Origin of the sequence: Serinicoccus marinus DSM 15273 (assembly GCF_008386315.1) — a bacterium.
Classification (GTDB): domain Bacteria; phylum Actinomycetota; class Actinomycetes; order Actinomycetales; family Dermatophilaceae; genus Ornithinicoccus; species Ornithinicoccus marinus.
Map to the genome: position 1 here is coordinate 1,558,439 of NZ_CP043808.1, position 13,786 is coordinate 1,572,224.

The window sequence follows — 13,786 nt, forward strand, 5'->3', positions numbered from 1 at the left end:
GAGGTCGCGACGATCAGCCCGTCGAGGTGACGGGCGAGGCGACCCCGGGCAGCACCGGGTGGCGCGAGGGCAAGAAGTCGGTGTATGCCGAGCTCCAGGACGCCGAGGGCCGCAAGGTCGTCGGGTGCGAGGTACCCGTCACCGACGGCACCTTCGCCACCTCGTTCGACGTCTCCGGGTTCGCCCCCGGCGACTACACGATCAAGGTGTCGGTCCGGTCCCAGGGGCACGGCAACGCCTCGGACACGGCGGCGCTGACGCTGGTGGCGCCGGCTGCTCCACCGACGAGGTGGACCTGCGGGTGTCCGTGCGGGCCCAGTGCTCCAACAAGACGGCCGTGGTCGCGGTGCACGTCGTCAACGAGGACGGTCACCGGGTGGACGTCCGGGCCACCACCGCCTCTGGCGACAAGAAGTGGACCAACGTCAAGGACGGCAAGGCCGTCTACCACGTGTTCCGCTCGGGCGAGGGTGCCGTCGAGGCGGGCAGCGTCACCGTGGCGGGCTACGCCTGGTACGACGGCGAGGGCCACTACGAGCGCTACGAGCTCGACCACGAGGCGGTGAGCTGCTCCTGAGCCGGTCCTGATCCCCTGACGATGCCCCTCGGTGGTGGTGCTCCGCCCACCACCACCGGGGGGCCTCACCCGTGCCCGCCGGGCGGGGCTCCCGTCCGGGTGGCTCGAGAGACCGCCCCGAGCAGGGAGGATGGGGAGATGACTGATCACGCCGACCAGGCCCGCACCCGATGAGCGCCCAGGACGGCGACCTCGACCAGAGCACCGAGCCGGAGGCCGGCGGCCAGGGGGACGACTACGAGACCGTCGAGGTCGGGGGAGTGGCGCGCCGGCTCGAGGAGGAGCTGCACGAGGAATTCAACACCACCGTCTCGGAGGGGGAGGAACGGCTCAAGCGCACGCACCGCGGGCTGGTCGTCACCGGCCTCTTCGGCGGCATCGACGTCGGGCTCGGCATCATGGCGATGCTCGCGGTCATGCACGCCACCGGCAGCACCTTGCTGTCCGGGCTGGCCTTCGGCATCGGCCTGCTGGCGCTGCGGCTGGCGCACTCCGAGCTGTTCACCGAGGACTTCATGCTCCCGGTCAACGCCGTCCTCGCCGGGCACGGCACCGCCGGCCAGCTGTTGCGGCTGTGGTCGGTCACCCTGGTGACCAACCTCGCCGGGGGCTGGGCGTTCATGTGGCTGGTGGTGTATGCCTTCCCGCAGTTCCACCAGCACCTGGTCGAGTCCGCGGTCGGCTACGTGACGGCGGGCTTCACCATGGAGACCGTCGCGCTCGCCCTGCTCGCCGGGAGCACCATCACGCTGATGACCCGGATGAACCAGGGCGCGAGCTCCGACGTCATGACCGCGATCATCTCCTTCATCGGCGGCTTCCTCGTGGTCGGCCTCGAGATGCACCACGGCGCACTGTCGTCGGTGCTCATCTTCGGGGCCATGCAGGCCGGTGCGGAGATCACCGTCGGCCAGTGGCTGGGGTGGTTCTGGTGGGTCACCCTGCTCAACATGGTCGGGGGGCTGGTCATCATGACCGCCCTGCGCATCGTGCGGACCTGGGAGCTGGTGCGCGAGGAGCGCAGCCGCCGACTGTCCGCAGGGCAGGCCCACTAGCCCATGGCGCCGCGTCGCCCGACGACGACTGTCGGTCGTGGGCCTGTCGAGGCCCGTCAGCCCCGGCGCGGCGGCCCGCTGGAGTCCCGCTCCACCAGCGTGGCCGGCATGACCACCCGCCGGGGTCGCTTGGTGGGCGGCCGCAGGGCCAGCTCCAGCGCCTTCTCACCCATCTGCTGCATGGGCAGGCGCACCGTCGTCAGCGACGGCGACAGGTCGGCGGCCACCGGGACGTCGTCGAAGCCCGTGACGGACATGTCCTCGGGCACGCGCAGCGACCGTGAGCGGAGCACCGAGAGGGCGCCGATGGCCATGTCGTCGTTGAGCGCGAGCACGGCGGTGCGGTCGGGGTGGTGCTCCAGCAGCTGCAGGGTGGCCGCCTTGCCGCCGTCCCGGGTGAAGGGGGCCTCGACGACAGGGACGTCCGTGCGGGGGATGCCCGCCTCGTCGAGCGAGCGGTGCACCCCGGCGAGACGGTCGGCGACGGTGGTGAGGCCTCGTGACCCGGTGACGACGGCGATGCGCCGGTGCCCGAGCCCGAGGAGGTGACGGGTGACCGCCTGGGCGCCGTCGGTGTTGGCCGGCAGCACCGCGTCGGTGGCGTGCTGGTGGCGGCCGATCGCCACCACGCGACCTCCCGCCTGGGTGAAGCGGGAGAGCTCGCGCTGGATGCTGCGCTCCGCCTCGGGGTCGAGGTAGCCCGATCCCGCCACGACGATGACCCCGACCCGGTTGGCGATGAGGGTCCTCAGCTGCCGCAGCTCGATCTGCGGGTCACGTCCGCTGTGGCACATCTGGACCGACAGGCCCCGGTGGCCGGCCACCCGCATGACGCCGCTGGCGATCTCGGAGAAGTAGGGGTCGGCCACCTCGTGGATGACCAGGCCCACGCTGGAGCTGGTGCCGCCGGCCAGCGACCGGGCGTGGACGTTGCCGATGTAGCCCAGCGACTCAGCGATCTCCTTGACCCGCTCGGCGACCGCCGAGCTCACCCCCTGCCGGCCGCTCAACGCGCGCGAGGCCGTGGCCACGGAGACCCCCGCGGACTCGGCGATGTCCACCAGGCGTGGTGCCGCGGCTCCGGTCATCCTCGACTCCTCGTGCTCCTGTGCCTGCGCTCGTCGTGTCGCGCTCGGGCGCTGCTGGTGGTCGTCCTCGACCCGGTCGGGGTGTCGTCGCAGGACCTGGGCCGGGACCTCCTTGCCAACACCCACCACGCAGGTTATCGTACAACGCAATCGTTTGTGCAAACGTTTGCGTAATCGGTTGACCTCTCTCCGTGGGCCGCAAAGGAGCGCCAGATGAACGACACCACCCGCCGATCCGTCCTGACCGCCGACGACGACCGTGGGGAGGGGAGGTCGATCACGCACCCCAGCCGCGCCCGTCGCAGCGGCGCCCTGGCCGTCGCGGCCGCCGGCGCGCTGACGCTCAGCGCCTGCGGGCTCGGCGGCGGCGCCGGCTCCTCCGGGGGAGGGGAGGGTGGCGAGGGCGACGAGGGGCCGGTCACCATCGGCATCTCGCTGCCCCTCACCGGCGACTTCTCCGAGCCCGGCAAGGGCGTGCAGCGCGGCTACGAGGCCTGGGCGGAGTACACCAACGCCAACGGCGGCCTCCTGGGCCGTGACGTCGAGCTCATCATCTACGACGACCAGTCCAACGCCGACCGGGTCGCCTCCGACTACGAGAAGCTCATCAACCAGGACCAGGTCGACATCGTCGTCGGCCCGTTCTCCACCCGGCTGGTCGTGCCGGCGGCGCAGGTCGCCCAGGACTACGGCTTCCTCTTCGTGGAGCCGGCCGGCGCCGCCGAGGAGGTCTTCACCCAGGGCTTCGACAACCTCTTCTACGCCGCCCCCGCCATCGCGAACGACCACTACAACTACCTGGCCGAGCACATCCTCGCGATGCCCGAGGGGGAGCGGCCCACCACGGCCGCCTACGCCTCGATGGACGACCCCTTCGCCCAGGGCACCGCCTACGGGCTGAAGGAGAAGCTCGAGGAAGGCGGCATCGAGACCGTCGCCGACGAGGTCTACCCGCCCAACACCACCGACTTCTCCAGCATCGCCAACAAGATCGCCAACACCGACGCGGACATCCTCGTCGGCGGCACGCAGTACCAGGACGCGGTCAACCTCATCGTCGCCCTGCAGCAGCTGGACTACCAGCCGCGCATGGCGGCCTTCTCCACCGCGCCCACCAACCCGGAGTTCCCGGAGGCCATCGGGGAGACCGACGGCATCCTGTCGCCGACCGGCTACACCCCGGAGGCGGAGTACGAGACCAACGCCGAGTTCGTCGACTTCTACACCGAGCAGCACGGCAACCCGCCGAACGAGGACGAGGCCAACGCCTGGACCACCATGCAGGTGGTCGCCGCCGCGGCTGAGGCCAACGACTGCGCCGACCCCAGCCCGGAGTGCCAGCAGTCGATGATCGACTGGCTGCGCGAGAACGAGGTGGAGACCGTCGTGGGCCCGCTGTCCTGGGACGCGGAGGGTCGCCCGCAGGCCGCCCACCTCATCCAGCAGTGGCAGGACGACGAGATCGTCATCGTCCTGCCCGAGGACGCCAGCGACGCCGAGCTCTCCTTCCCCAAGCAGGACTGGTGAGCCCCATCCGCCTCCTGCCCCGCACCCACGACCGTCCAGAAGGGAGCCTCTCGTGACGGCCCTCATCACGCAGGCGGTGATCCTCGGCATCCTGCTCGGAGGCCTCTACGCCCTCCTCGCCGCCGGCCTGACGCTCTACTTCGGGGTGATGCGCGTGGTGATGATCGCCCACTCGGCGTTCCTCATCCTCGCCGCGTACCTCGCGTGGGCGTTCCACCGCGCCACCGGCATCGACCCGTTGTTCTCCCTCGTGGCGACGGTGCCGCTGTTCTTCGTCCTGGGCGTCGTCATGCAGCGGTTCCTGCTGTCCCGGCTCAAGCCCGCCACCCTGACCATGATGTCGGTCCTGCTGACCTTCGCCATCGCGCTCATCATCGAAGGGATGCTCGGCTTCGTCTGGACCGGGACACAGCGCCGGATCAGCCTCAGCTACTCGACCGCCAGCATCGAGGTCTTCGGCGCCAACATCGCCGTGGTCAAGCTGGTGGCCTTCGGGCTTGCGGCGGTCAGCCTGCTGGCGCTCTACCTGCTCATGAAGGCCACCAGCTTCGGCCAGGCCCTGCGCGCGACCATCCAGCACAAGGAGGCGGCCGCGCTGCTCGGCATCGACACCGAGAAGGTCGCCGGCTACGGCTTCGGCCTCGGGCTCGCCACCGCGGCGATCGGCGGGACCGCCCTGGCGCTGGACTCGACGATCTACCCGTCCCTGCACTGGCACTGGATCGGCCCGCTCATGGCGATCATCGTCGTCGGGGGCCTCGGCAGCATCCCCGGGGCCGCCATCGCCGCGCTGGTCCTCGGCCTGAGCCAGAGCCTGCTGCAGATCCCGCTGGGCACCACCTGGGCCCAGACCGTGTTCTACCTCGCCCTGTTCCTCACCCTGATGGTCCGTCCGCAGGGATTCTTCGGAGGTCGCCTTGCCCAACGCTTCTGACCTCGCCACCCCGACCCCCACGGCCCCGGCCACCGGGCGCCCGAACGACAGCGCCGGTCAGCGCTTCGACCGCCGTCTGCGCCTGGCCAAGGCCGGTCTGGGAGCCGTGGCGGTCGTGCTCGCGCTCATGGTGCCCTGGCTCGCGCCGGACGCCTTCATCCTGTCGGTGGCGGTCGTCATCGCCAGCTACGCCGCGTTCGCCGTCGGCTGGAACTTCGTCGGCGGCTTCACCGGCTACATCTCCCTGGGCCACGCCTCCTACTCGGGCCTCGGTGGGTATGCCGTGGCGCTGCTCACCACGCATACCGGCATCAACCCCTGGGTCGCGCTGGTGCTGGGTGCGGTCGCCGTCGCGCTGCTGGCGGTCCCCATCGGCATCGCCTCGTTGCGGGTCCGCGGAGCCTCCTTCGTCATCGTCTCCATCGCCCTGGTCCTCATCCTGCTCCTGGTGTTCCAGAGCTGGGCGTCGGTGACCGGCGGGTCGGAGGGGCTGCGCGTCCCGCGGCCGTTCGACAGCTCGGTGCTGCGCCCCGAGCAGCACACCCGGTTCTACCTCCTCTTCCTGCTCCTCATCGGCATCGCGCTCGTCGTGTGGTGGCTCATCGACCGCTCGCAGTTCGGCGCCGGGCTCAAGGCCATCCGCGAGGACGAGGACAAGGCCGAGGCGCTGGGGGTCCGACGTTCCGCTACAAGCTCGTCGTCTTCGTCATCTCCGCGTTCTTCACCAGCCTGGCCGGCGGCCTCTACGCCCTCTGGTTCGGCAACCTGGACCCGGTCTTCCAGTTCTCCATCCTCACCGGCTCCTACATGGTGCTCATGTCCCTCTTCGGGGGCATCCGCTCGCTCGTGGGCCCGGTGGTGGGTGCGGTGGTCGTCGGCTACGCGATGGAGGTCTTCAAGGCGCAGTACGGCGACAGCCAGTTTCACCTCGTGGCGCTGGGCCTGCTGCTGGCCGTCGTGGTGCTGTTCATGCCGGAGGGGGTGGTGCCCGCGCTGCTCGGCGTGGTGCACCGCTTCCGCCCCGCGGCCACCTCGATCCGCGAGGAGAGCGCCGCCGAGCTGCTCGAGCGCAACCGGGCCATCGACGCCCAGCGGCGGGCGCAGACCGAGGCCGACGCCGAGACCGAGGCGGAGCGCGTCGAGGACGCGCGCCACGCGACGACCGGGAAGGGACGATCATGAGCGTGCAGCAGGACGTGCGCCCCAGCCTGCAGACCGAGGGCCTGTCCAAGGCCTTCGGCGGCGTGCAGGCGGTGAACGGCGCCACGGTGACCTTCCACGAGGGCAAGGTCAACGCCCTCATCGGGCCCAACGGGTCCGGGAAGTCCACCTTCTTCAACATCGTGACCGGCATGATCGCGCCGGACTCCGGCACGGTCCGGTTCCGGGGGCGGGACATCACCCGCCGCGCGCCGCACCGCATCTGCGCCGCCGGCCTGGGGCGCAGCTTCCAGCTGTGCCGCACCTTCCCCCGGATGACCGTGCTGGAGAACCTGCTCGTGGCGGTCCGCCCCACCGGGCTGCGCCAGCTCGCCGGGTCCAGCCAGAACCGCCGGCAGGTGGAGCGGGCGCGCGAGCTGCTGCGGCGGGTCGGGATTGACCACCTCGAGGGCTCGCTGGCCCAGGACATCTCCTACGGGCAGCAGAAGCTGCTGGAGCTGGCCGGGGTGCTCATGGGCGACCCCGACACCATCCTGCTCGACGAGCCCGCCGGCGGTGTCAACCCGGCCCTCATCGGGCGGATCGGCACCCTGGTGCAGGAGCTCAACGCCGAGGGGAGGACCTTCATCATCGTCGAGCACAACATGGACATGGTGATGAGCCTGTCCGACCACATCGTCGTCTTCGACCGAGGTGCCCCCATCGCGGAGGGCACGCCGTCCGAGGTCCAGCAGGACCCCCGAGTGCTGGAGGCCTACCTTGGCGTCTGAGAACCTTCTCGAGCTCAACGACATCGAGGCCGGCTACGGCCGCGCCGCGCTCGTCCTGCGCGGGCTGACCGTCAAGGTGCCCGCCGGCTCGGTCGTCTGCCTCGTCGGTCCCAACGGCGCCGGCAAGTCCACCGTGCTCAAGGTGGCCAGCGGCATGCTGGCCCCCCGCTCGGGGTCCATCGTCGTCGACGGCGAGGAGGTGACCGGCTCCGGCCCGCAGTCGATGATCCGGCACGGCCTGTCGCACGTGCTCCAGGGCCACAGCGTCTTCAAGGAGATGACCGTCGCCGAGAACGTCTCGCTGGGCGCCTACACGGTCAAGGATAAGGCGAAGGTCCAGGAGCGGGTCGAGTTCGTCAAGAACCTCTTCCCCGTCGTCGCCGACCGGTGGGCCGCCCTCGCCGGCGCCCTGTCCGGAGGCCAGCAGAAGCAGGTCGAGTTCGCCCGCTCGCTCATGGTCAGCCCCAAGGTCGTGCTCCTGGACGAGCCGAGCATGGGCCTGGACCCGAAGACGACCTCCGTCGTCTTCGAGCAGGTCGTCCGGATGCGGGAGGCCGGGATCGCGGTGCTGCTCGTCGAGCAGAACGCCCGGCGCGCCCTGGAGACCGCCGACATCGGCTGCGTCCTCGACCTGGGCAGGGTGCACATCACCGGGCCCGCCCCCGAGCTGCTGGAGGACCCGCAGCTCGCCGAGCTCTACCTCGGAGGAGGCGGCGGCGCCCGCGACGCCGACCCGGCCGAGGACCCCACCCCCTCCGAGGCGCGCTCGCCCGAGCTGAGCAGCCCCGCCCCCGAAAGGACCTGACACCATGGCCACCTACACCACCCGCATCATCATGAACGGCGTGACCGGCCGCATGGGCTACCGCCAGCACCTCGTCCGCTCCATCCTCGCGATCCGTGACGCCGGGGGCGTGCAGCTGCCCTCCGGGGAGCGCATCCAGATCGAGCCGGTCCTCGTCGGCCGGAACGCCGAGAAGCTGGAGGAGCTGGCCCGGCGGCACGACGTCGCCGACTGGACCACCGACCTCGACGCGGCGCTGGCCGACGAGACCGCCACCGTCTACTTCGACGCCCAGGTCACGAGCGAGCGCAAGGGCGCCATCCTGCGGGCGATCGCGGCGGGCAAGCACATCTACACCGAGAAGCCCATCGCCGAGACGGTCGGCGACGGCCAGGAGATGGTGGACGCCGCGGCGCAGGCCGGGATCATCAACGGGGTGGTCCACGACAAGCTGTACCTGCCCGGCCTCATCAAGCTCAAGCGGCTCATCGACTCCGGCTTCTTCGGCAGCATCCTGTCGGTGCGGGGCGAGTTCGGCTACTGGGTCTTCGAGGGCGACGTGCAGCCCGCCCAGCGGCCCAGCTGGAACTACCGCGCCGAGGACGGCGGCGGCATGGTGCTCGACATGTTCTGCCACTGGAACTACGTGCTGGAGAACCTCTTCGGCGCGGTCGAGTCGGTCACCGCCCGGGCCGTCACCCACATCCCGACGCGGTGGGACGAGCAGGGGCAGGAGTATGCCGCCACCGCGGACGACGCGGCCTATGCGATCTTCGAGCTGGCGGGCGGGGTCATCGCCCAGGTCAACTCCTCCTGGGCGGTGCGTGTCGACCGGGGCGAGCTGGTCGAGTTCCAGGTGGACGGGACCCGTGGCTCAGCCGTGGCCGGGCTCTTCGGCTGCCGCATCCAGCCGGCCGTCAGCACCCCGAAGCCCGTCTGGAACCCGGACCTGCCGACCGAGGAGGACTTCCGGGCGCAGTGGGCCCAGATCCCCGACAACACCGAGTTCGGCAACGGCTTCCGGGCGCAGTGGGAGCAGTTCCTCACCGACGTGCACGCCGGCCGCCCGCACCCCTACGACATCGCGGCCGGGGTGAGGGGGCTGCAGCTGGTCGAGGCCGGCCTGCGCTCCTCCGCCGAGCGGCGCAGCGTCGACATGACCGAGGTCGCAGCCGCTTCCGTGGAGCCGGCGGCGAGCAGCCCGCGCCGGCGACGGAGCGGCAGCGCGCCACGGAGCCGGTCGGATGAGCACCGCCACCGTCACGGGTGCCGCCGGCACCTCCACCTCCGGTGCGGTGTCGCTGCCCGCGGCCGACGGCTCGTGGCGCACCGTGCACCTGCACGAGCCCCGCAGGTGGGAGGAGCACCCGCAGCCCTACACCCGCCGGGTGGCGTTCGCGGCCGCCCACGTGGTCGCCGACCCCTACGGTGACAACACCCCCGGGGCACCGGCCCGCGTCGACTGGGACGCCACCCTGGCCTTCCGCCGGGGGTTGTTCCGCCACGGCTTCGGCGTGGCCGAGGCGATGGACACGGCGCAGCGCAACATGGGCCTCGACTGGGCCGCGGTGCAGGAGCTGGTGACCCGCAGCGCGGCCCAGGCGCAGGAGCTGGGGGCGCGCATCGCCTCTGGCGCCGGCACCGACCACGCGCCCGGGGCCACCAGCCTGGGCGCGGTGCGGGAGGCATACCTCGAGCAGGTGGACTTCGTCCAGGGCACCGGGTCGCAGGTCATCGTCATGGCGTCGCGGCAGCTCGCGGCCGTCGCCGAGGGGGAGGCCGACTACCGCAGCGTCCTGGACCCGGTGCTGGACCGTGCGGAGGAGCCGGTGATCCTGCACTGGCTCGGGGAGATGTTCGACCCCGCCCTCGCGGGTTACTGGGGCAGCCGGGACGTGCCCACCGCCACCGAGGCCTTCCTGCGCCTCGTCCACGACCGCGCCGACGTCGTCGACGGCGTCAAGGTGTCCCTGCTCTCGGCCGAGCACGAGGTCGGTCTGCGGGCCGCGCTCCCCGAGGGGGTGCGCCTCTACACCGGCGACGACTTCAACTACCCCGAGCTCATCCGGGGCGACGGCACCCACCACTCCGACGCGCTGCTCGGCGCCTTCGCGGCCGTGGCGCCGGCCGCCTCCGCCGCGCTCACCGCGCTCGACGAGGGCGACGAGGAGGGCTACGACCGGGAGATGGCGCCGACCCTGCCCCTGTCCCGGCACCTCTTCGAAACCCCCACGTTCCACTACAAGACCGGGATCGCCTTCCTCTCCTGGCTGACCGGTCAGCAGCCCGGCTTCGTCATGGTGGGAGGCATGCAGTCGGCCCGCAGCCCGGTCCACCTCGCCAGGGTCTTCGAGCTGGCCGACGAGGCGCGCCTGCTGCCGGACCCCGAACTCGCGGCGCACCGGCTGCGGACCTGGCTCGCCGGAGCGGGCCTGACGCCGTGAGCGCCGACGTGCGCGCCGCGCTGGACGTCCCGTCCGGCATACCGGCATCGGTCCCTACGCCCGAGCCCGGGGACGCGCGGCTGCGGCGACTGTCGCTCAACCAGCGGACTTGCGCCGGCTGGTCGCTGCGCGAGGCGATCGACGGCTGCGTCACCGCTGCGCTGCCCTCGATCGGCGTCTGGCGTGAGCCGGTGGCCGAGGTGGGCCTGGACACCGCGGTGCGGTGGGTGCGGGAGGCGGGGCTCCGGGTGTCCTCGGTCTGTCGCGGCGGCTTCTTCACCGTGCGCGACGCCGACGCGCGGGCGGCCGCGCACGAGGCCAACGTCGAGGCCATCCGGGAGACGGCGGCGCTGGGCGCCGCCACCCTGGTCCTCGTGCCCGGAGGGCTCCCCGACGGCGACAAGGACCTCGCCGGGGCTCGGGACCGGGCGGCGCAGGCCATCGCCGACCTGGAGCCGGTGGCCGCCGAGCACGGCGTCCTGCTCGGCATCGAGCCGATGCACCCGATCTTCGCCGCGGACCGCGGGGTGGTCTCCACCCTGGGCCAGGCGCTCGACATCGCCGAGCACTTCGACCCCGCGACGGTGGGGGTCGTGGTCGACACCTTCCACCTCTGGTGGGAGCCCGGCGTCGAGGAGCAGGTCGCGCGCGCCGCCGGGCGGATCGCGAGCTACCAGGTGTGCGACTGGATCACGCCCTTCCCGGCCGACGCGCTGCTCAGCCGCGGGATGATGGGCGACGGTCACATCGACTTCCCGACGTTCACCTCCTGGGTGGCGCAGGCCGGCTACACGGGTGACGTCGAGGTGGAGATCTTCCACGCCGACGTCTGGGCGGCCCCGGGTGCCGACGTGGTCTCGACCATGGCGCGTCGTTACGTCGAGCTCGTGCAGCCCTCCCTCTGACGCAACCCGACTCCTACGCAGACGGTGTACCTCTGCGGTCATGCATCCTCGCAGAGGTACACCTTCTGCGTACGAGTGCGCCTCAGAGCTCGGGCGGCGCCTCGAAGAGGTCGACCCGCGCCGGGGCGAGGATGGAGCGGGAGACGTTCTTGAAGTCGAAGCGGTCCAGGATCCGCGCGGCGTCCTCGTCGCTCAGGTCGTAGGCGTGCGCGAGCATCCGCACGTGCTCGGTGTAGAACGCGTGCAGCTTGTCGACGCCCCTGATGAACTCCAGCTCCTTGGCCACCGGCCGACCGTAGCCAGCGCAGGTGGCGCGGCGGTGGACGCGACGTGAACGTTGGCCCGGCCCGCCGACTGGACACCGGGCCACCCGGTGCAGTGGGGTGATCGACGTGAGCTCGCTCCTGCACCTGCGCTCGGCAGGCACCTCCCTCGTCCTGGACCTCTCCGACGACCTGCTCCCGGTCGTCCGTCACTGGGGTGCCGACCTCGGCGAGCTGGGTGCGGACGACCTCGCCGCGGTGGTCATCTCGACGCAGGTCGCCCACGGCGACAGCCCGTTCGACCGCGCCGACCAGGTGAGCATGCTGCCCGAGCACGCCCGTGCCTGGCTGGGCCGGCCCGGCGTCGAGGGGAGTCGCGCCGGACGGGACTGGTCCCCGGCCTTCCGCACCGACGGGCCGCCCGACCGCACCACGCTGGCGGACGGCACCCAGCGGGTGGTCGTCCGCGGGGCCGACGCGGGCGCATACCTCGCGGTCGAGCTGGAGCTCGAGCTGCATCCGGGCGGGCTGCTGCGCACCCGGGCCACCCTGACCAACACCGGCGAGGAGACGTATGACGTGGGTGCCGTCCGCGTCGCGCTGCCGGTGCCGGAGCGGGCCGGGGAGCTGCTGGACTTCGCCGGACGCCACACCATGGAGCGGGTGCCGCAGCGCCAGCCGTTCTCCGTCGGCGTGCACAGCCGGGAGGTGCGCACCGGACGCACCGGCCTGGACGCGGTGCACCTGCTGTGCGCGGGGGAGCCGGGCTTCGGGTTCGGGCACGGCCAGGTCTGGGCGGTGCACCTGGGGTGGAGCGGCAACCAGATGACCTACGCCGAGCGGCTCTTCAACGGCTCCCGTGTCCTGGGGTCGGGGGAGCGGCTCGAGCACGGCGAGGTCCGGCTCGGGCCCGGGTGAGAGCCTGACCACCCCGTGGCTGTACGCCGCGCACGGCACCGGGCTCGACGAGGTCGCCGGGCGCTTCCACGCCTGGCTGCGCAGCCGACCCCACCACCCCGACCGGCCCCGCCCGGTGACGCTGAACAACTGGGAGGCGACCTACTTCGACCACGACCTCGACCGGCTGACGGACCTCGTCGACCGGGGTGCGCGGGTGGGGGCCGAGCGGTTCGTGCTCGACGACGGCTGGTTCGGCGGACGCCGCGACGACACGAGCAGCCTGGGGGACTGGGTGGTCTCGCCGGACGTCTGGCCGGACGGGCTGGACCCCCTGATCGAGCACGTGCACGCCGCCGGGATGGAGTTCGGCCTCTGGGTGGAGCCGGAGATGGTGAGCCTGGACTCCGACCTGGCGCGGGCGCACCCGGAGTGGATCTTCTCCGCCGGGGGTCGTCGAGGTCTGGAGTCGCGCCAGCAGCACGTGCTCGACCTGGGTCACGCGGGCGCCTACGCCCACGTCCGCGACCAGCTGCGGGCGCTCCTGGACCGCTACGACATCGCCTACCTCAAGTGGGACCACAACCGCTACCTGAACGACGCCGGTCACACCCCGGGCGGCGAGCCGGGGGTGCGGGAGCACACGCTCGCGGTCTACCGGCTCATGGACGAGCTGCTGGCCGCCCACCCCGGGCTGGAGATCGAGTCCTGCTCGGCCGGCGGCGGGCGGGTCGACCTGGGGATCCTGGAGCGGGCGGTGCGCGTCTGGGCCTCGGACTGCATCGACCCGCTGGAGCGCCAGCAGATCCAGCGCGGCACCATGCTCCTGCTCCCGCCCGAGCTCGTCGGCACGCACATCGCCTCGGGCCGCTCGCACACCACCGGCCGCCGCCACGACCTGGACTTCCGCGCCGGGACGGCTCTGTGGGGGCACCTGGGGATCGAGTGGGACCTGGCCACCTGCACCGAGGCCGAGCTCGCCGAGCTGGAGGCGTGGGTGGCCTTCCACCGCGCGCACCGCGAGCTGCTGCATACCGGGCGGGTCGTCAACGGCGACCACCACGACGAGGCGACCTGGGTCCACGGCACGGTGGCCCAGGACCGGTCCACGGCGCTCTTCCAGGTCGCCGCGCTGGCGCGGCCCGCCACCACCGGACCGCACCGGGTGCGGCTGCCCGGACTCGACGCGGACGCGCGCTACCGGGTGACCCTGGAGCGCCCCGGCCAGGATCCGCTGCGGGCGGGTCCCGGGGTGGTGCCGTGGGCCGTGGACGGGGTCGTGCTGCCCGGCCGGGTGCTCGCCGAGGTGGGCCTGCCGATGCAACCCCTGGACCCCGAGCACGGCCAGATCTGGCGGGCGGTCTCGGTCTGAGGCCGGGCC

At 72.0% G+C, this 13,786-nt stretch carries 11 protein-coding genes and 3 pseudogenes; 11 read left to right on the plus strand and 3 right to left on the minus strand.

Translation table 11 applies throughout. From position 1 onward, the window contains the following. Positions 1-13: 13 nt before the first annotated feature. The gene (locus FU792_RS18475) at positions 14-142 is read right to left on the minus strand and encodes a hypothetical protein (protein ID WP_275100760.1); all 129 of its coding nucleotides are present in this window, start codon (positions 140-142) and stop codon (positions 14-16) included. 147 nt (positions 143-289) lie between these two features. On the opposite strand from FU792_RS18475, the gene FU792_RS07240 reads away from it, so the two are divergent. Together FU792_RS07240 and FU792_RS07245 are read left to right on the plus strand one after the other, a co-directional pair. Next, a complete protein-coding gene (locus tag FU792_RS07240; protein ID WP_161600219.1) occupies positions 290-577 on the plus strand; it encodes a hypothetical protein in 288 nt (95 codons plus the stop codon). A gap of 170 nt (positions 578-747) precedes the next feature. Further along, on the plus strand, positions 748-1,632 hold the full coding sequence (locus FU792_RS07245) for a formate/nitrite transporter family protein (protein WP_022923834.1): 885 nt from the start codon (positions 748-750) through the stop codon (positions 1,630-1,632). A gap of 56 nt (positions 1,633-1,688) precedes the next feature. Here FU792_RS07245 and FU792_RS07250 read toward each other — a convergent pair whose 3' ends face one another. Then, complete coding sequence (locus FU792_RS07250; RefSeq protein WP_237739982.1) at positions 1,689-2,846, minus strand: LacI family DNA-binding transcriptional regulator; 1,158 nt, start codon at positions 2,844-2,846, stop codon at positions 1,689-1,691. An 87-nt stretch (positions 2,847-2,933) separates the two neighbouring features. Here FU792_RS07250 and FU792_RS07255 point away from each other — a divergent pair, with 87 nt between their 5' ends. The 8 genes and pseudogenes from FU792_RS07255 to FU792_RS07290 all read left to right on the plus strand — a co-directional run bounded on the left by FU792_RS07255 (position 2,934) and on the right by FU792_RS07290 (position 11,245). After that, a complete protein-coding gene (locus tag FU792_RS07255) occupies positions 2,934-4,247 on the plus strand; it encodes an amino acid ABC transporter substrate-binding protein (RefSeq protein ID WP_022923836.1) in 1,314 nt (437 codons plus the stop codon). A 52-nt stretch (positions 4,248-4,299) separates the two neighbouring features. Continuing rightward, the gene (locus FU792_RS07260) at positions 4,300-5,181 is read left to right on the plus strand and encodes a branched-chain amino acid ABC transporter permease (RefSeq protein ID WP_022923837.1); all 882 of its coding nucleotides are present in this window, start codon (positions 4,300-4,302) and stop codon (positions 5,179-5,181) included. 127 nt (positions 5,182-5,308) lie between these two features. Further along, positions 5,309-6,363 (plus strand): annotated as a pseudogene (locus FU792_RS07265) (branched-chain amino acid ABC transporter permease). Beyond that, on the plus strand, positions 6,360-7,112 hold the full coding sequence (locus FU792_RS07270; protein WP_022923839.1) for an ABC transporter ATP-binding protein: 753 nt from the start codon (positions 6,360-6,362) through the stop codon (positions 7,110-7,112). Before FU792_RS07265 ends, FU792_RS07270 begins: the two are co-directional and overlap by 4 nt. Next, on the plus strand, positions 7,102-7,917 hold the full coding sequence (locus tag FU792_RS07275; protein WP_022923840.1) for an ABC transporter ATP-binding protein: 816 nt from the start codon (positions 7,102-7,104) through the stop codon (positions 7,915-7,917). The genes FU792_RS07270 and FU792_RS07275 overlap by 11 nt, the downstream gene beginning before the upstream one ends. 4 nt (positions 7,918-7,921) lie before the next feature. Further along, positions 7,922-9,064 (plus strand): annotated as a pseudogene (locus FU792_RS07280) (Gfo/Idh/MocA family protein); the annotation flags it as partial. A 76-nt stretch (positions 9,065-9,140) separates the two neighbouring features. Continuing rightward, complete coding sequence (locus tag FU792_RS07285; RefSeq protein WP_022923842.1) at positions 9,141-10,340, plus strand: dihydrodipicolinate synthase family protein; 1,200 nt, start codon at positions 9,141-9,143, stop codon at positions 10,338-10,340. A gap of 80 nt (positions 10,341-10,420) precedes the next feature. Next, positions 10,421-11,245, plus strand: coding sequence for a sugar phosphate isomerase/epimerase family protein (locus FU792_RS07290; RefSeq protein ID WP_149814932.1), 825 nt, complete (start codon positions 10,421-10,423; stop codon positions 11,243-11,245). Positions 11,246-11,327: 82 nt separating this feature from the next. On the opposite strand, the gene FU792_RS07295 is transcribed toward FU792_RS07290, so the two are convergent. Next, entirely contained in the window at positions 11,328-11,531 is a 204-nt protein-coding gene (locus tag FU792_RS07295; protein WP_022923844.1) for a hypothetical protein, read from the minus strand. Between the two features lie 106 nt (positions 11,532-11,637). Between FU792_RS07295 and FU792_RS07300 the strand changes: the two are divergent. Beyond that, positions 11,638-13,777: pseudogene (locus tag FU792_RS07300) on the plus strand (alpha-galactosidase). Positions 13,778-13,786 lie beyond the last annotated feature (9 nt).